This is a genomic window from Paenibacillus ferrarius (assembly GCF_002027705.1).
Taxonomy (GTDB): domain Bacteria; phylum Bacillota; class Bacilli; order Paenibacillales; family NBRC-103111; genus Paenibacillus_E; species Paenibacillus_E ferrarius.
Genome location: NZ_MBTG01000023.1, coordinates 58,994 through 76,503, shown reverse-complemented (window position 1 = coordinate 76,503; position 17,510 = coordinate 58,994). Strand labels below are relative to the sequence as shown.

Below are 17,510 nucleotides of genomic sequence, written 5' to 3'. Positions count from 1 at the left end.
AATTTTTATATTGTCTCTCTTTCTCAAATATGCTAGATTCTAGCTACTGCCATATTTTGTTAAGAGAGGGAGAGCAGCATGGGGAAATGGAATATATATACGAAAAAAGGGATGATAGCGCTGCTGACAGCGTTTTTGCTTATTTCCTTGCAAGGTCCTGCACCTTCTTATGCAGCGGAATTGAATTCAGAGGTTCCGAAGGTTGTTGAGAAAACGTCGCCTTCCGTTGTAGCGATTATTGGCAAGCCTTCGAAGGATTCGAATAAGACGATGGAGAAGAACCGTTTTAATTTGGCCCACGGCACGGGCGTGATTGTCGAGTCCAACGGGGTTATCGTCACGAACGCGCATGTCGTCAAGGATATGAAAAATATCGTCGTCGTAACTTCGAATGGTACAACTTATAACGGGCATGCCACGAATATGGATGAAGAAAGCGATTTGGCCTTGGTCAAAATTGATGCTACCGGCTTATCGCCGGCTACACTGGCATCGTCTTCCGATATTAAAGTAGGTGAAACGGTTGCTGCGATTGGGACGCCGATCTCATTTGCGCTTAGAAACTCTGTTACGGTTGGTATCGTCAGTGGACTTGACCGCTCGGTTAGCTCGCAATATCAGCTGATCCAAACGGATGCCGCGATCAATCCAGGCAACAGCGGCGGCGCTTTGATCAACATGAAAGGCGAAGTCATTGGCATTAATACGATGAAATATGCGGAAATTGGTGTGGAAAATCTCGGTTTCGCCATACCGATAGACACCGTTAAATATGTCTTGAAGCATTTCCAGCTATATGGGAAAGTCAAACGGCCATATCTGGGACTCGAGCTGGAGGAAAGCTGGGAAGCGGTAGTAGGCTTGCCAAGTTCAACCGGATTAAGGGTTGCTTATGTAGATCCGGATTCGCCAGCCGCTGGGGCAGGCATTCAGCAGGATGATGTTTTCGTTTCTATCGGAACCACCAATGTGAAGACTTTGGTAGATTACAACGAAGCGATTAAACATTACTTGCCAGGCGATAAAGTGGATATCAAGATTCAGTCTGGCAGTTCGGCAGCAACCAAATCGGTTACACTGGGCGAAGTGCAGCAGCGGGAAACGAAATGGACAGAAGATGCCGAGGGCTCGTATTTGGATGCGGATCGTGGCAAAACGAAGATCGGAGACAGCCATCTCGGATGGTCGATGAAATACCCGGCAGGCCTTGTGAAGGGCCGTCAATCGGATGACGGGGATTCGGTTAATTTCATCGATGCGAAGGGTGAATTCTCCTTGTCGATTACGGTGGATAGCAAGCAAAGCGATGAACTGTCGCCATCAGCGCTGCTTAGCCGCTTAGCTTCTGATGAAGAGGATGAGTATTCGGATCAGTCGTCCGCGACGATTCTGGAGCGTCAGTATGTGAAGCGGGAAGGTCAGCCTTTCGCCAAAATCGTTAGTCGTTCAGGGGACAAAGGATATGTTCAGACTCGCGGCTATCTGTATAAGGGCAAGCTTTATAAAGTGCAATTATTCGTAACCAAAGAGCACTACAACAATGATTTTAAGCAAAACAGTTATAATGATCTGCTCGACAGCTTCAAGCTTTCTTTTGACACCAAGGATGAGTCGTTGCGGGATATTTCGGTGTATTCGAGCGGGAATACGACGTATACGAATGAGTATGGCTTGTCCTTTGCCCTGCCATCCAATTGGCAGCAAGGCGGTTATACCGGCAGCTCCTCTTTCTTTAACGATGACTATTCCCAAGCGATACATGTGCGTGTGACTTCGGCTTCTTCCGGAGATACGCTGACTGCGTGGGCAGATCGTCAAACGAAACAGTTTGAAGCGCAGTACGCGCCTAAATATCGCACGATGGATGAGCCGGTGGAGCTGACGCTCGCTGGTGTGCCTGCTATGAAGCTGGGCTACTCGAATACTCTGGGCAAAAAGTGGAACGCAGGCTACTCCCTCTTTTTCATCAAGGACAAGTATAAATATGAGATCGGAGTCAGTTATCCGAAGGACGATAAGGGCACTGAGCTGGATGAGCTGGAGAAAGCCTTGACCTCGTCAATCAAAGTGGACAAAGACCGCATGGATCAAGAGCTTGGTTTTATTCAAGATCTGGACGAGCTTGCGGATCCGGACCGCGTGGTTCCTTTCAAGAATGAGAAATATAAGTATGCCTTGCAAATTCCAGAGAATTGGACGAGCATGAAGTCATATGACAATAAGGATCAAGCCAACAAAACCTTCGTATTCACTGGCGGTGATCTCTCGATTAGCGCAGACAGCAAAACCTCCTTCGACAATGCGATTAAAGACGAGGATGCTGCCCAAAAGAAAAGTCATACCAATGATAAAGAATATGTGTATTCGGATTCAGAAGTGACGTTATTCCAAAATGTGAAAGCGAAGAAATACGACATTAGCTATGCGACTGCCAAAATTCCTTACAAGGAAACGATCTACATTTTTAATCAAAATCAGATTACTTATACCGTGTCGCTTCGTATTGATGAAGCTGTTCGTACGGAGGTTAACGAAGCTCGCTTAACGAAAGCATTTGAGTCCTTTACATTTCTAAAATAGAACTGTTGAGCAAAGAGACCTCTTATCAGGAGACTGAAGGAGGTTTCTTTGTTTGGTTATTTTGTTTGGATGCTTTGTTTGGCTACTGGGAAGGGAAGCGGTGAATGGGTGATGAGCGGGAGGCACGGAAGGTTGGGTAGAGTATTGGTTTGGCTGTTTTTCCTAGGCTTTACGGGCTGTCTGCTGTATTGGATGTTTATGGGGTTTGGGCGCAGTATCCGTACGAGTGGATCCTATCACTACAACATGGTGCCTTTTCGAACAATTGGAATGTATGTGCTGCATAGCCATTCTTTTTCGATGCGGACATGGATCATTAATATTTTGGGGAATATCGGTGTCTTCACACCTTATGGCTTTGTGCTGCCTTATTTATTTCTCTGGGCTCGTCGCTTTGTGGCGTTCCTGCTGCTTTTTGGTTGTTCGGTAATCATCTTGGAAGTACTGCAAATGCTGCTTAGAGTCGGCAGTTTGGATGTGGACGATGTGATACTGAATACGCTGGGCGCCAGTCTTGCTTATGCTGTTTTTGCAGGCTTGCAGCGTGGGCTGAAAGCAAGGAAATCAGCGGCTTGGTATAAAATCTGACCAAATGCCTCAAGATAGCGATTGTGACCTAATCAGCCCCTAGGAGGTAATCAACATCATGACGCAGTCAGATTCCAGCCGTCAATCTCAAAACCCGATATCATCGGCGCAAAATTCAGTGGAAAACGTCCATCGCGCTGTTTCCCACGCGCTTTCTCACCCGACTTCTCAGACTTTGGATGAGGCTCAGAATGCCATCAACAAAGCGGAGAAGTCGGTCGACCAAGCAACGATGCATTCCGACTCGTCCGCGGTGCAGCAACTCGCTCAAGAGCTGACAGAGGAAGAAGCAAGACTGCAAAATAATCAGTAGAAGCGACTCGTCTGTGGCTTGAGTTTTGCATAGGTTGCTCAAGCAGCACAAGCAGCACAAGCAGTACAAGCAGTACAAGCAGTACAAGCTGATAGTCTTGCAGTTGCCTCAGGTTCGTAAGCCGCGCTGCGCATATTCCTGCAAATATGCATCCTTTTCGGCTCGGGAATAAGCAAACAGGTGAAATGCCTGCGAATATGCATCCTTTTGAGAGCTTTTTTCGATTCTATGATGGAAAAGCTTAAAAAGCCTGCATAATCGCAGGCTTTCTGCCGTTTTTACACGATTTGCTCGAAAAAGCCTGCACATTCGCAGGCTTTTCGAAATCCGTGAGCACAGGCATTGCTCGTATGAGGGAGCAGCCACTTCACATGGCATCCGCCGCTGTATTTAGCTTCAAGTCAGCAATCATTCAGCCCCATTCGACCCCATTATTTGCGATACAAGGTGTACCCTGGATCTACAGGAACATCAATGGCGATGACACGAAGGCCCTCTTCCTCATCGGCTTGAAGCCGGAGGACTTCGCCCTCCTCTGTCGCTTGGGCTACGACAAAATCCTTATGGGACAACGTCTGCAGCTCGCCTGATGCCGCGGCACCCTGCCCGCGAATGATAAGAAAGGCCAGCTGACGGCTTGGGTCAAGAGGGTAGCTGAATGAAGCGCCGGGATCAAGCGTCCAGTCATGCATATTAGCGTCGGTATCTAATTGAATCGGAGCTTCTCCGCCGATAACGGCTTTGGCCACAGAACCATGGGTGCGATGACTCGGGAATGTTTCGTGATTATATTGGCGGTAAGTTGCCGGCTTTTTCACCGTTTCACTGAGATGAGGCTCGAACCAGATCTGCATCGCTTCGCTTCCTACGGTGCGGAACGCCTCGGCGTGATAGACGCCGGAACCGGCTTGGATCACTTGCGCGCCGCCGTCCGCTACTGTCTCCAGAGAACCAAGGGAGTCGCGATGCTCCACGAGACCTTCGATGACATAGGTGACAATTTCGAACGCTTTGTGGGGGTGCATGCCGATTTCGGCAACATCGGCAGCTTTGCCCCAAGCCCAGTAAAATAATGGGCCGACGCGGTCTACCGCGGTTTTCTCGCCTGGGAAGCTGACTGCCCGCTGCTCCAGAAACTTACCTCCGTCAAATGCTCCAACGCCTTGCTGTTCAGCACCATATATGCGAATGTTCATGTGTGACTCCTCCTTATTAACTATATAATAATTAATAACTAACTTTATGTAAGTATTATATCGCTTCTCGCTCCCGTTGTCAAAATCTTATTATGTCCATTCGTCTTTCAAATCTTGACTTCGTTCTTGCCGCCTACTACAATTTGTAGTGTAAGGAGTGAAGCGATCATGAAAATGCAAAATTTTAAATATGAAGGAACCGGGCTTAATCGTTTTTTTGGCCCTTTGGAAGCGAAGATTATGGAAATTCTTTGGGGAACTTCCGCGGAGTTGACGATCAAAGATGTGCAGATCAAGCTGGATCAGGATAAAGCGATCAATTTTAATACGGTGATGACGGTCATGAACCGGCTAGTGGACAAAGGTATTCTCCAGAAAAAATCCGTTACTCGTTCTTTTATGTACAGACCCGTCGTAACGCGCGAGCAATTCATGGAAACCCAATCAAAGGAGCTTACGTTTGACCTCATTGAAGAGTTCGGCTCATTGGCTGTTACTCACATGGTGGATGCGCTTGATAAAGTAGATCCTGATCTGCTCGACAAGCTGGAGCAACAAATCAAAGAACTCAAAAAGGATCGATAACGATGAAGGAATCGCGAATCAAGGGGTTGTATCTCGCTTCTCTGGCCGTATCGGGAGCCATTTTATTGCAAATGCTGCTTTATTTGCTCCAGCATCTTTTTAAATGGAGAGCCTTTTTTAATATTTTTGATTTGTGCATCTTATTATTTCAAAAGCTGCATGTGCCGGCACCGCTTGCTTGGTACGTGATAAATACGCTGATTCTCCATACATTCGGGTTGCTGATATGGCTGATGGCGCAGCATGCACGAGATACATGGAAAGCCAAGAAGATTGTGAAGCTCTCTGAAGTATCCGCATTATCGCAGCATTATCAAGATCAATTTGGGCTTCGTCCAAATGCCCTCAGCATGATTTCGTATCAAGCTCCAATTGCGATGACAGTGGGGTTATGGAAGCCGCGTATTCTGTTATCGACGGGACTACTCGACATGCTGGAGCCGAATGAGCTTAAAGCTGTCATTGAGCATGAGAAATGCCATGTGCGCTACCGCGATCCGCTGGCCGGATTGCTGCTTTCTACCCTATCCAAAGCGATGTGGTATATCCCTATTTTCGCTTGGCTGGCTGAGAAATATCCAATCATGATAGAACTTAGAGCGGATAAGTACGCGATCAGCCAGATGAAGCAATCTTTAGATTTAGGCAGCGCCCTTCTCAAGCTGCTCAGACAGGCGCCGACACCGCAGATCATCTCCCTATCCCACGCCTCTTTTGCCGAAACATCTATGAATGTCAGAATTCAGCATATTTTGGACCCTCAAATGAAATTGTCGCTGCATTGGCCGCTTATACGGATGGCCAGTTCCTTGCTTATCGTAATCGTACTTAATGGACTTATTTAAACTAACGGACTGTAGAACCTAGGGTCGAAGCATGTCAGCTAACTTGACGGACTTCGACCCTATTTAGAGGTAAATATTGACTTCAGAGGCCTTAAACACTACACTATGTAGTGTAACGGTAATAAATAGATAGAGGAGAGAAACGAAGTGGATTACATTTTGAATAATTTGCATTTCATCGTGACACATGTCCCTATCGCACTTCTTATTTTTAGCTTTGTTTTTGATTTGATTGCTTTGATTTTCAAAAAACGCGACTGGCATTCGGCAGGGATGCTGTGTATGATCGTTGGCGCCTTGGGTACCGTCGCAGCGGTTCTTACAGGCCCGTCGCCTTGGCGCAATCCGCTGGTTGTTCCGCATGAGCTGTATGCACGCCTTACTATGTTCCTCGCCATTGTGCTTGCCATCGTTCGCGTAGGCTTATTGATTTGGAAAAAGCTCGAATTGGGCCGCAACCCCATTTATTTGATTGGCGCGCTGGCCGCGGTTATTCTCGTTAGCTACACGGGCCACCTTGGAGGTCAAATGGTTCATCGACCTATGACCGGCGTCCCAGGCAGCGGTCCCGGAACCGGCCCAGGACAAGGTCCAGGTGCCTCTGGAGTGGGAGCACCAGCGGCAGCCAATGGACAAGCCTCTGCCAAGTAAAGAAAAGGGTGATCTGGAAGCTGAGCAGCTGGCAGATTACCCTTTTTAATAGATAATTTATATGTTGTGAGGAGAGCGAAGCTTGCTATTTGAGGTTGCCGAGGAGTTGAGCCCACATGGTTAGTTGAGGGTCTTGCGGATGCTGACATGATGCCCGAAGGCAACTACGTTCCCTTATTCATCGTCCAACGGCCATTTGGCTGATCAAACGGAACTATAGTACGCTAATTTGTCTAAATTGCTGGAAATTCACCTTATAAAGGTGAAATAAGGGATCATATTTCCCTTTCAGCTGCGAATATCGCATTTTGAGCCAAATAGCGGATCATATTTCCTTTTCATATGGGTTTTTCTGCAATTCTACAAATTCCCATTGGGACGAACGTGAGTCCGGCCTTATCTTGTATTCGCGAGGGAGAGTTATGTTGCAATCCCAGCATCACGAGGTATTTTGCACCGCTCAAGGAGTAAAACCGCAGCCCTCCCCCTCTGTAGCGTTGAAAAAACGTGCTTACAGCAGATCATTGTCATCTCACAGCGCCGCAAAGCAGCTCAAACAGGTTCCCGCAGCGTCAACTCCAGCTCCTCCAATGTATAGCGATGCCCCCACAGAAACTCCATATCGTACTTCGTTGAATCGCGGCTGACGAAGCGGGCGATAGCAGCCGTAACGCCTCCAATCACAATTCCAAAGGCCGTGATCCATCCTAGCAACGCAAACACTTTATCGACCATGGACATTCACTCCCCTATGCGCAATGAACCTATATGTTATGAATATGCCGGGAGATTTTGAAACATGTGTGACATTTGGCTTCCAGCTAAAGGTGAGTAATACGATCCGAAATTCCTCATTCAGAGAGTTCCGTTATAGTCTTTCTCTCCGATTGACACAGACTTGAGAAGGATGTTAAGATCACCACTGTAAGCTTAAATATACAACTTTTGGGAAAAGGGGGGTTATAAGATGATTGATATGGTTATGAAGCGATTATTCCATCACGGCAAGCCGAATCTTGACCATACAATTTCATATGAAGTAACCCGCTTATTGGCCTGAACACACGCCTAATGTCTGTTCAGTCTCTGATCCCCATCATAAACGCTAATGGAAAGCGCGGGTTACGAACAAGTTCGTGACGAGCGCTTTTCTGCTTAATAGAAGGCATATCGCGGCGTGCGATGTGCCCTTTTTGCGTGGATAAGTAGGTATTCGTTTGCGCCATTTGAGAGGAGTGAAAAGATAGATGTTTACAGTATTAAAGAAATTAGCTTGGTTCTTTCGAATGAACTGGAAGCGTTACACGATTGCCATTGGACTGCTGATTATCGTCGGGATTATTGACGTAATTCCTCCGAAGCTGATCGGCTATGCGATTGATGGCATACACATGGGAACTTTGACAGGAAGCAAGCTGGTGCAATTGCTCGCCTTCTGGGGCGCGTTAATCGTCGCGGGCTACGGACTATCTTATGTTTGGCTGTACCAGCTGTTTGGCGGTGCTTTCGTATTAGAGCGTATTCTCCGCTCCCGCTTAATGAGACAGCTGCTCCGCATGACACCAACGTTTTACGAGCGCAACCGTACTGGAGATCTGATGGCTAGAGCCACCAATGATTTGCAGGCAGTATCGACGACGGCGGGCTTCGGTATTTTGACATTCGTCGACTCAACCTTGTTCATGTTAACTATTCTGGCGATGATGGGCTTCTTCATTAGCTGGAAGCTGACCTTGGCGGCCATTATTCCGCTGCCCTTCATGGCGATTGCGATTACCGTTTATGGCAGTCGTATTCATGAGAGATTCATACGGGCACAGGATGCTTTTGGGCAAATGAATGACCGCGTGCTGGAAACGATCGCAGGCGTTCGAGTGATACGCGCTTTCGTGCAAGAGAAAGCGAGTGAACAAAGCTTCAAAACGATGACGGACGATGTATTCCGCAAAAATATCGCAGTTGCCATTATCGACGCTCTTTTTGAACCAACGGTCAAAATTCTGGTCGGCATTTCGTATTTGATCGGATTATGCTACGGCGGCTATATGGTTTTCCATAGTGAACTGACGCTCGGCGAGCTGGTTTCCTTCAATACCTTCTTGGGTATGCTGATCTGGCCGATGTTCGCCATCGGTGAGCTGATGAACATCATGCAGCGCGGGAATGCTTCCCTTGATCGGGTAAACGAGACGCTTGGCTATAAGCCGGATGTGAAAGAAGATCCGCAAGCCAAAACGCTTTTGCTGCCGAATACGATCAGCTTTCAAAATGTCACCTTCCGTTATCCGTCCTCTTCGATTGATAATTTAGTTAATATTTCATTCCATTTGCAGCGTGGTCAAACGCTTGGCATTGTGGGCCGCACAGGAAGCGGCAAAACCACGCTGCTCAAGCAGCTTTTAAGAGAATATCCGCCGGGGCAAGGAGCCATCAAGCTGTCGGATACGCCTATTGAGCAGCTGAGCATTGATACGGTCCTCGGATGGATTGGCTATGTGCCGCAGGAACCGGTTCTTTTCTCCAAAACAGTCAGAGAGAACATTATGTTCGGTCAAAGCGGAGGATCGGAAGATCAGCTCCAACAAGCACTTGAGCTTGCTGCCTTCCGCAAGGACGTTGAGTTTCTGCCGGAAGGTTTGCAGACGTTAGTCGGTGAAAGAGGCGTAGCCTTATCCGGCGGCCAGAAGCAGCGTGTTTCCATTGCGCGGGCGCTTTATGTAGATCCGGAAATCCTCATGCTGGACGACGCACTCTCGGCAGTGGACGCCAAAACAGAAGCGGAGATCATTCGCGGCATTCGCTCGGAACGTGCAGGTAAAACAACACTCATCACCACTCACCGCTTATCAGCTGTTCAGCATGCGGACTGGATTGTCGTATTGGATGAAGGCTATATCGTGGAAGAAGGCACGCATGAGCAGCTTATTGCGCTTGGCGGCTGGTACAAAGAGCAGTATGACCGTCAGCAGCTTGAGGAGACAACACAGGCGTAGCAGATTATAGATAAAGCTGAAAAGAAGGTGAGAAACCAAATGAAACAAACAGGTAAACGATTATTTCAATATGCAGCCCTATTCAAAAAGCCGCTGCTTATTGCGCTCCTTTTCTTATCTGTAGCCGTAGCGACCGAGCTGGCAGGCCCTTTTATCGCGCGGCAAATGATTGATACGCATATTCTCGGTATCGAGAAGCCGTGGTATGAGACGCAGTCCGCGACGCAAACCGGTAAGTCCGTTCCTAGAGGCGGCACGTTCTATATGCGGGGCGATAACTTTCCTGAAGGGGAGCCGAAGGGGAAAGAAGTTCGCATTTTGCAGGTGGGCAGCCAATTCGTATGGGTGGATCAGCCCATTGTATTTGATGGCGTACGCAAGCTTTCAGATACTGGGAAGCTAACCATAACGCAAGGATCAGAGAAAGCAGAATATGATATTCAAAAGCTAGGCGTACAAGAACTTTATGCATTCTATAAGCCTGAATTTATTAGTTTAATGAAATTGGCAGGTCTCTACTTCTTACTGATTTTAGTTGGAGCTGCCTTCACCTACGGGCAACGGTATTTACTTCAGTCCGCAGCCAATCGGATCATCCAGCGCATGCGAAGCGATGTGTTCGCGCAAATTCAGCGGCTGCCGATCAACTATTTTGATAATCAGCCAGCGGGCAAAATTGTATCTCGAATTACTAATGACACGGAGTCTGTCAAAGATCTGTATATCCAGGTGTTGGCTAACTTTTTTACAGGCACGATTTATATCGTTGGCATTATCGCGGCATTATTCATTCTAGATTATAGGCTCGCTTTGTTTACACTTCCGGTCATTCCTTTGCTCTATGTCTGGATTGTTGTTTATCGTAAATTTGCTTCTTACTTCAATCATGAGATTCGCGAGCGGATTGGGTCCATCAATGGGATCATTAATGAGTCGATTCAAGGGATGACCATCATTCAGGCTTTTCGCCGGCAAAAGGAAACGATTCAGGAATTCGAACAATTGAACGATGAATATACGTCGTATCAAAACAAATTGCTCAGCCTGAACTCGCTAACTTCGCATAATTTGATGAACGTAGTTCGGAATTTATTCTTCTTCGGTCTTATCTGGTATGTTGGCGGCAGCAGCTTGAATACGCTGATTACGGTTGGGGTGTTGTACGCTTTCGTTGACTATCTGAACCGGATGTTTCATCCGATGGTGGGCATCGTGAACCAGCTGCCGAACCTGGAGAGGGCGCTTGTCTCCGCGGATCGCGTATTCGAGCTGCTCGATGAGCAAGGCATTGATGTCGCTGCGGAGAAATCTGATCGTTATAAGGGCAATGTTAAGTTTGAGCATGTGCGTTTTGCTTATAAAGAAGGCGAAGATGTGCTGAAAGATATTTCGTTTGAGGCCAAACAAGGGCAGACGGTTGCGCTGGTTGGGCATACCGGATCAGGCAAAAGCTCGATCTTGAATCTGCTCTTCCGCTTCTACGATGTGAACGATGGCCGGATCACGATCGACGGCCGCGAGGTGCGCGAGATGCCTAAGCAGCTGCTGCGCCAGCATATGGGCATCGTGCTGCAGGACCCGTTCCTATTCACAGGGACGATTGCCTCCAACGTTTCGTTGGATGATCCGTCCATCACCCGGGAACGGGTAGAAGCTGCGCTGCGCGAGGTTGGCGCAGCGGAGATGTTCAAGGGCCTGCCGCACGGCATCGACGAGCCTGTGGTCGAGAAGGGCAGCACGCTGTCGGCCGGGCAGCGGCAGCTGATTTCCTTCGCCCGGGCGCTGGCGTTCGACCCGGCGATCTTGATTCTCGATGAGGCGACGGCCTCCATCGACACGGAGACCGAGGCCGTTATTCAGGCCGCGCTTGAAGTGCTGTCGAAGGGGCGAACCACCTTCATCATTGCCCACCGCCTGTCGACGATCAAAAGCGCCGACCAAATTCTAGTGCTCGACCACGGCGAAATCGTCGAGCGAGGCAATCACGAGGAGCTGATGGGGCTCCTCGGTCGGTACTACCAGATGTACCAGCTGCAGCAGGGACATCCAGAAACAGCAGCGGCCGCTGAAGACGAAGTGCGCAGCGGTTTGTAAAAGAAGCCAACAGACGCGGGGGAGCTTTCGCGTCTGTTGGCTCTTTGCGCGTGCGGGCTAACCCGCTCTGTGTTCCGTGCTGTTGGTATTGTGATTTCTTTGGTCAATATCGCGGCCTTGGCGAAAGAACGAAGCAGAGGCTAGGAAAGAGCTTGCAGCCAAAAAAGGATGGATGCCGTTATATCGGCTTCCATCCTTTTTTGTCATGGCGCTACTGGCTATCACTTCGTGCAGTCGCTCAATAGGCAAGCCCTACCCGGCATTCGCCATACTCATCCGCGCAGGCGACTTGATAGGTGAACGCCGCGGTATCCCCCACAGTGATCGACATGCCACCTTCCGGCAAGTAGTCCCGCTCGGTGCGGAAGCTGCCTTGCGGCTCACCATCCGGCAGGTACGTCGGACAGACAACCGTCCAGCGTAAGCCCGATGCAGCGAGCATTTCCCATGCTCTGCGGTGCTCCTCCGCGGCTCGGGTGGAAGAGCGCCGGGAGTCCGGGGCTTCGTAGCGAAGCAAGCCGGCGTGTTCCCGGCTCTGCAGGATGCCGGCTGTGCCGACGGTGACAACGCGGCTCACACCGTGAGCTTGCATCGCCCTGATCAGCAGGGGCGTGAATTCAGTCAACACGGTACCTCCATCGGTTCCGAGGCAGCTTATGATCACATCCACGCCGCTGACAGCAGCATGGATATCATCGGCATGACAAGCGTCTCCGCGTAATAAAGTGAGCTGATCGGACGAGAGAGTGATCTTGTCCGGACTGCGAACAAGCGCAGTGACCTCGTGTTTGTCCATCAAGGCCCGTTGCATAATTCGTTGGCCGACTCGGCCTGTGGCTCCCAAGAGCAGGATGCGCATAATTGTCCTCCTGATGATGCATAGTTTCTCTTAGTATATCAAACATCGTTCAGATAGATAGAAAAGTGTCAGGCTGCTTCTCCCTTACTGCTTAGCAACAAAGGTAAAGGAAATGGCACGAGTGAAAGAAGTAGGATTGAAGACGGTTATCACATAAACAAAATCACTTTGGTTGTAGAAGCTGGTTGCATAGGCAGGCAACGAGTTCTGATTAGCGATAAAGAATCCGCCACTAATCGGTTTTAAGCTTCCCCCATTGAAGGTAAAGGTGAAATACGTGTTAGGCGTGATGGTGCGGTTAAAAAAGAAACGTTGGAATCCGTTGCCCAAATCGGTTTTGCGGTTAGCTTGTTTAGCTGTGGCGACAGCTTTTTTGTAAGTCGCGCGCGTTTTTTTAATAGGTTTCATACTCATTTAGCATCCCTCCTGTTCTAGAATTAATAGATGCTAGATTCGAAGATTTCGCGTGGATGAATTTACTAGTTTATGTATACTATTTTCATAGAATACAATTCTCCAGGCAGGGCTACTTGAACCGAATGCGCGAATCCAGCATAATAAGAAGTACTTGAGTGGTCTGATTACGGCATAGAAGGGAATTTCCCAGGTATGAGAATTAATAAATTTATTAGTGAAACCGGCGTTTGCTCCAGACGCGAAGCGGACAAGTGGGTGGAGGCGAAGCGTGTTACCATTAACGGCGAGCTCGCCGGATTGGGAAGCGTTGTAGGGCCTGGCGATGAGGTTCGCATTGACGGACAGGTGATCGGGGAGAAGAAGGAGCATGTCTACATAGCGCTCAACAAGCCAGTAGGGATTACCAGCACGACTGAAGCGCATATCAAAGGCAACATCGTCGACTTCGTCGGGCATTCGGAGCGCATTTTCCCCATAGGCCGACTGGACAAAGATTCGGAAGGGCTTATTCTTTTGACCAATAACGGGGATATTGTGAACCAGATTCTGCGAGCGGAAAATAATCACGATAAAGAGTACATTGTAACGGTTAATCGGCCGATAACCCCCATGTTTTTGCAAGGAATGGGAAGCGGCGTTCGTATTCTGGGAACAATGACAAAACCTTGTGAGATTTATCAGGTTGGGGACCGTGTTTTCCGCATCATTTTGACCCAAGGGCTTAACCGGCAAATTCGCCGGATGTGCGAAGCGTTTGGATACCGTGTGGTGCGACTTCAGCGCGTACGGATTATGCATATCCATCTAGGGACACTGAAAGTGGGGAAATGGCGGAATTTGACGCAAGGCGAAATGCAGGATTTAATGCAGACGCTTAGTCAGGAAAGCTCCAAATCGAGTAAATAAGTGCACGTGTCTGAACGCCTTAAGGGTGGCTCGGGCATGTGCTTTTTTTTGTGCGCGGTTGGATAAAAAATAAAAAGCCTGTCAGGCAACTTCCAAGCAACATTTTACCAATACGTTTCGTTAGGGGATTGTAGATATCTTTTAGGTAAAAGCGTACAAACGCTAAGGAGGAAGATGACATTGAATATTGTCAAACAAGCTGGAACGTTGGTCCTTGCTTCCACATTGCTGCTAACCGCTGCTCCAGGTGTATGGGCGAACGAGGTCGTGGAGGGCAAAGCGATTTCTATGCCGTTAGCACCGGGGGATGGCAAGATGCAGGATGCCAAGATTACGAAAGAGCAAGCGCTGGAGCGAGCTAAGACATACATAACGCTGCCGGATGGATTTGCTTTGCAATCAATCAGCCTGAATGGGTATTACACCATGAATGGTCAGAATTTGCCGACATGGAACATTTCGTATACACGCAAAGTGAAGGATCAGAACTATGGGTATCTGAGTGTGTCCATTAACGGTATGGACGGCACGCTGATGTCATTCTCTTTGAATGACAATGATCCTGCACATAAGCCGAGCTATCCGCCAAAGGTAGATTTCAAAGCAGCCAAAGAGGTGGCTTCCACGTTCATTGCCAAAATCAATCCCGAGAAGCAGAAGGAGCTTGTCTATAATGATACGGAGGAGAAGGCATTTCGCACGCCTTTGAATGGCAATTATGTTTATAACCTTCGATACGATCGCTCGGTAGGCGGAGTTCCTTTTGGCATGAATGGGATTAATGTCAGCGTTAACGGGGATGGGCAGGTTACAAGCTACAACTACAATTGGCAGGATGATATCACTTTCCCGGCCCAGGTAACTCCGATATCCAAAGAGAAGGCGGCCCAATTGTTCCACGATAAGGCTGAGCTTTCTTTGCAGTATCAGATTCCGTACAGTGCTAGAGGCAAAAAGCTTCCGATTATTTCGTATATGTTGAATCCATTTTCGCTGAATGCTGAGACTGGTGAGGTATGGAGCCCGATTAAAGCAATGAATGGCCAGCAAGGGGTTAAGCCTTTGACTGATAAACCTCTCGCAGCTGCGCATCCGGCTAATTTGGATTTGACGAAGGAAGAGGCTGTGAAGAAAGTAGTTTCCGTATTTAATCTGCCAGCGGATTTCAAGCTCAGAGATGCTTCCTACAATGAAAGTACCAATCCTGAAACAGCAGAAACAAGCTCGAGCTGGAATTTAAGCTGGACGATAGAGGCTGAGAAGGATATGGTGAGCAAGGTTCCAGGTAGAAGCGCGTGGGCCAATGTGAATAGCAAGACGGGAGAAATTATGAGCTTCAGCAGTTACATGCCAGTTGGTCCTGATGCTCCCAAAGATATTGAAGGCAAAGTTGCCTACGCGGATGCGGTCGCCAAAGCCGTTGATCTAGTGAAACAACAGCTTCCTGCCTACACAGATCAGTTGGTGCTTCGCGTGCAGTCTGAGAAGGATTATACGCCAGAGCAGCTGAAGCAGCTGCGGAATTGGGATATTCATTTCAATCGTGTCATCGACGGAGTCAGTGCAAACAATGAGGAAGTGTCCGTGAGTATTGATCGGGTAACCGGTCAAATAACGAACTATAATTTCTCCATCAGTTCTTTGCCGTATCCGAAACAGAAGCCGGAAGTGCTGGCTATTAATAAAGCCAAAGATCTCTGGCTCGCACAGTTTGATATACAGCTCAATTATACGCTTGAGGATACTGGATACATTGGCGGCATACCGATTGAGAAGTATCGCGTGATGATTGCAGCCGGAGAAACTCCGCCTTCTTCTGCTTCGACTACGAGTGAGAAAAAGGTAGCTAAGCTTGTCTACTCGCTCATTCCCAAATACAACCGTGATGCTTATCTGTTGGACGCACAAACCGGAGTTTGGCGCAATAGCCAAACAGGCGAGACGATCTCCTTGGACAAAATCGTCGTCAGCGACATCGACAATCATTGGGCTAAAAATGAGCTGCAGCTTATGCTGGATTATCAAGCCTTGGATGTGAAGGACGGCAAGGTAAATCCGGATCAACTGATTAAGCGTGGCGAACTGGTCAAAATGCTCGTCATCGCCATGAATGGCGGAGGCGGCGGCATTTATTACGGAGCGGATCGGAAGGCTTCCTTTGCGGATGTGAGCAATTCCTCGCCATATTTCGCATATGTCGAAAATGCGGTTGATCGCGGATTGCTGGACGGCGGCACGGAGTTCAACCCAGATGCTACGCTGGACCGCGAAGATATGGCGCAGCTCATTGTGAAAGCGCTGGGCTACAAAGCTTTAGCGAAGTTCGATGGTGTCTTTAATCAACAGTTTGCCGATGCTGCCAAGCTCAAACAGGTAGGTGTCGCTGCCATTGTAGTGGGGCTGGACATTATGACGCTGACTAACGGGCAATTCGCGCCGCAGCAGGAAGTAACGAAAGCACAAGCAGCTAGCGCGTTCTACCGCTTCTTGCAGAAGCGTTCCGAGCTTCAGGATCAAGATCAGCCGCGAATTTATTACTAAAGCAAGTTGAACACAGGGCTGCCCTTGAGTAGGAAATCTACTTGAGGGCAGCTCTGTTTGGCGATACAACCTACCTCTAACGCGGTCGCTTCTCTTTGAGTGGTCTCGATAGAGGTTTTTTTATTTTGTGCTTTTATGATGATTGGATGAGTTGGGTGAGCTTGGAATGAACCGGAGTGAGTTGAGTGGGCTGAGTGAGCTGGAGTGAGAATGAAGTGATCTGAAGTGAGTAAAGTGAGTTGAAGTGAGTTAGGTGGGCTTGAGTGAGTTGAGTGAGCTAGAGTGAGTTGAAGTGATCTGAAGTGATCTGAAGTGAGCAGAGTGATCTGAGTGAGCTGGAGTGAGCTGGAGTGAGATAGAGTGAGATAGAGTGAGATAGAGTGAGATAGAGTGAGTTGAAGTGATCTGAAGTGAGCTGTGTGGGATGGAGTGAGCTAAGTGAGCTGAGTGATCTGAAGTGATTTGAAGTGACTAGAGTTAGTTGGATTAGTCCTGCAAGCTAGCGCTTTTGGCTGCGTTTCGTCAGAAGCGCCTCTACCTTGTCATATTTACATAATTCCTAATAATTCCTGCGATTATGCATCCTTTTTGCTCTTGAGATAGCCTAAATCAAGGAATTCCTGCAATAATGCATGCTTTTGAAGCCAAATCTGGTTGCAAGGATGAAAAAGCCTAAAAAGCCTGCACAATCGCAGGCTTTTCCGCTTTTCGCACGATTTCCTTGAAAAAGCCTGCACAATTGACAATTGCAGGCTTTTAGAATCCTCCTATGGCAGACTTCTCCTCCCATCGCAGGCTTCAGAATCTAATGAACCATCTGCTGCCCTGCTCGATGGGACCAACATCCTTATAAACGCGCATGTGCGGGCCGCATTTCGTCAGAGCCGCCTCAGTCTTGCATATTTCGCGAAATTCCTGCGATTATGCATCCTTTTTGCCCTT

The 17,510-nt window shown here is 48.3% G+C and carries 14 protein-coding genes; 10 read left to right on the top strand and 4 right to left on the bottom strand.

Annotation, left to right across the window (positions count from 1 at the left end; all coding sequences use genetic code 11):
• The first annotated feature begins 78 nt into the window (after positions 1 to 78).
• The 3 genes from BC351_RS22960 (at position 79) to BC351_RS22950 (ending at position 3,481) form a co-directional block, all read left to right on the top strand.
• On the top strand, positions 79 to 2,580 hold the full coding sequence (locus BC351_RS22960; RefSeq protein ID WP_079415310.1) for a trypsin-like peptidase domain-containing protein: 2,502 nt from the start codon (positions 79 to 81) through the stop codon (positions 2,578 to 2,580).
• A gap of 132 nt (positions 2,581 to 2,712) precedes the next feature.
• Positions 2,713 to 3,168 (top strand): VanZ family protein, encoded by a 456-nt coding sequence (locus tag BC351_RS22955; protein WP_244209145.1) that lies wholly within the window; start codon positions 2,713 to 2,715, stop codon positions 3,166 to 3,168.
• Positions 3,169 to 3,226: 58 nt separating this feature from the next.
• Positions 3,227 to 3,481 (top strand): hypothetical protein, encoded by a 255-nt coding sequence (locus BC351_RS22950; protein WP_079415309.1) that lies wholly within the window; start codon positions 3,227 to 3,229, stop codon positions 3,479 to 3,481.
• A gap of 431 nt (positions 3,482 to 3,912) precedes the next feature.
• On the opposite strand, the gene BC351_RS22945 is transcribed toward BC351_RS22950, so the two are convergent.
• Complete coding sequence (locus tag BC351_RS22945) at positions 3,913 to 4,677, bottom strand: pirin family protein (RefSeq protein WP_079415307.1); 765 nt, start codon at positions 4,675 to 4,677, stop codon at positions 3,913 to 3,915.
• A 168-nt stretch (positions 4,678 to 4,845) separates the two neighbouring features.
• Between BC351_RS22945 and BC351_RS22940 the strand changes: the two genes are divergently transcribed.
• The 3 genes from BC351_RS22940 to BC351_RS22930 all read left to right on the top strand — a co-directional run bounded on the left by BC351_RS22940 (position 4,846) and on the right by BC351_RS22930 (position 6,758).
• Positions 4,846 to 5,262, top strand: a complete 417-nt coding sequence (locus BC351_RS22940; RefSeq protein WP_079415305.1) for a BlaI/MecI/CopY family transcriptional regulator — start codon at positions 4,846 to 4,848, stop codon at positions 5,260 to 5,262.
• A gap of 2 nt (positions 5,263 to 5,264) precedes the next feature.
• Complete coding sequence (locus BC351_RS22935) at positions 5,265 to 6,107, top strand: M56 family metallopeptidase (RefSeq protein ID WP_079415303.1); 843 nt, start codon at positions 5,265 to 5,267, stop codon at positions 6,105 to 6,107.
• 147 nt (positions 6,108 to 6,254) lie between these two features.
• Positions 6,255 to 6,758, top strand: coding sequence for a DUF2231 domain-containing protein (locus BC351_RS22930; protein ID WP_079415301.1), 504 nt, complete (start codon positions 6,255 to 6,257; stop codon positions 6,756 to 6,758).
• A gap of 552 nt (positions 6,759 to 7,310) precedes the next feature.
• Here BC351_RS22930 and BC351_RS22925 read toward each other — a convergent pair.
• Positions 7,311 to 7,493, bottom strand: coding sequence for a hypothetical protein (locus tag BC351_RS22925; protein ID WP_079415299.1), 183 nt, complete (start codon positions 7,491 to 7,493; stop codon positions 7,311 to 7,313).
• 512 nt (positions 7,494 to 8,005) lie between these two features.
• Between BC351_RS22925 and BC351_RS22920 the strand changes: the two genes are divergently transcribed.
• Positions 8,006 to 9,751, top strand: coding sequence for an ABC transporter ATP-binding protein (locus tag BC351_RS22920; protein ID WP_079415297.1), 1,746 nt, complete (start codon positions 8,006 to 8,008; stop codon positions 9,749 to 9,751).
• Between the two features lie 39 nt (positions 9,752 to 9,790).
• Positions 9,791 to 11,845 (top strand): ABC transporter ATP-binding protein, encoded by a 2,055-nt coding sequence (locus BC351_RS22915; RefSeq protein WP_079415295.1) that lies wholly within the window; start codon positions 9,791 to 9,793, stop codon positions 11,843 to 11,845.
• Between the two features lie 238 nt (positions 11,846 to 12,083).
• On the opposite strand, the gene BC351_RS22910 is transcribed toward BC351_RS22915, so the two are convergent.
• Both BC351_RS22910 and BC351_RS22905 read right to left on the bottom strand, forming a co-directional pair.
• Positions 12,084 to 12,704: an NAD(P)-dependent oxidoreductase gene (locus BC351_RS22910; protein ID WP_079415293.1), complete on the bottom strand. Its 621-nt coding sequence runs from the start codon at positions 12,702 to 12,704 to the stop codon at positions 12,084 to 12,086.
• Positions 12,705 to 12,788: 84 nt separating this feature from the next.
• Positions 12,789 to 13,118 carry a hypothetical protein gene (locus BC351_RS22905; RefSeq protein WP_079415291.1) on the bottom strand — a complete coding sequence of 110 codons (330 nt, stop codon included), beginning with the start codon at positions 13,116 to 13,118 and terminating at the stop codon, positions 12,789 to 12,791.
• Between the two features lie 195 nt (positions 13,119 to 13,313).
• On the opposite strand from BC351_RS22905, the gene rluF reads away from it, so the two are divergent.
• Both rluF and BC351_RS22895 read left to right on the top strand, forming a co-directional pair.
• Positions 13,314 to 14,027, top strand: a complete 714-nt coding sequence (rluF, locus tag BC351_RS22900; protein ID WP_079415289.1) for a 23S rRNA pseudouridine(2604) synthase RluF — start codon at positions 13,314 to 13,316, stop codon at positions 14,025 to 14,027.
• Between the two features lie 180 nt (positions 14,028 to 14,207).
• The gene (locus BC351_RS22895) at positions 14,208 to 16,568 is read left to right on the top strand and encodes an S-layer homology domain-containing protein (protein ID WP_158082198.1); all 2,361 of its coding nucleotides are present in this window, start codon (positions 14,208 to 14,210) and stop codon (positions 16,566 to 16,568) included.
• Positions 16,569 to 17,510 lie beyond the last annotated feature (942 nt).

Bases quoted from the DNA above. Each gene is read 5' to 3' on its own strand.
- BC351_RS22960 (WP_079415310.1), top strand. From the start codon at position 79: ATGGGGAAATGGAATATATATACGAAAAAAGGGATGATAGCGCTGCTG.
- BC351_RS22950 (WP_079415309.1), top strand. From the start codon at position 3,227: ATGACGCAGTCAGATTCCAGCCGTCAATCTCAAAACCCGATATCATCG.
- BC351_RS22945 (WP_079415307.1), bottom strand. From the start codon at position 4,677: ATGAACATTCGCATATATGGTGCTGAACAGCAAGGCGTTGGAGCATTT.
- BC351_RS22940 (WP_079415305.1), top strand. From the start codon at position 4,846: ATGAAAATGCAAAATTTTAAATATGAAGGAACCGGGCTTAATCGTTTT.
- BC351_RS22935 (WP_079415303.1), top strand. From the start codon at position 5,265: ATGAAGGAATCGCGAATCAAGGGGTTGTATCTCGCTTCTCTGGCCGTA.
- BC351_RS22925 (WP_079415299.1), bottom strand. From the start codon at position 7,493: ATGGTCGATAAAGTGTTTGCGTTGCTAGGATGGATCACGGCCTTTGGA.
- BC351_RS22920 (WP_079415297.1), top strand. From the start codon at position 8,006: ATGTTTACAGTATTAAAGAAATTAGCTTGGTTCTTTCGAATGAACTGG.
- BC351_RS22915 (WP_079415295.1), top strand. From the start codon at position 9,791: ATGAAACAAACAGGTAAACGATTATTTCAATATGCAGCCCTATTCAAA.
- BC351_RS22910 (WP_079415293.1), bottom strand. From the start codon at position 12,704: ATGCGCATCCTGCTCTTGGGAGCCACAGGCCGAGTCGGCCAACGAATT.
- BC351_RS22905 (WP_079415291.1), bottom strand. From the start codon at position 13,118: ATGAGTATGAAACCTATTAAAAAAACGCGCGCGACTTACAAAAAAGCT.
- rluF (WP_079415289.1), top strand. From the start codon at position 13,314: ATGAGAATTAATAAATTTATTAGTGAAACCGGCGTTTGCTCCAGACGC.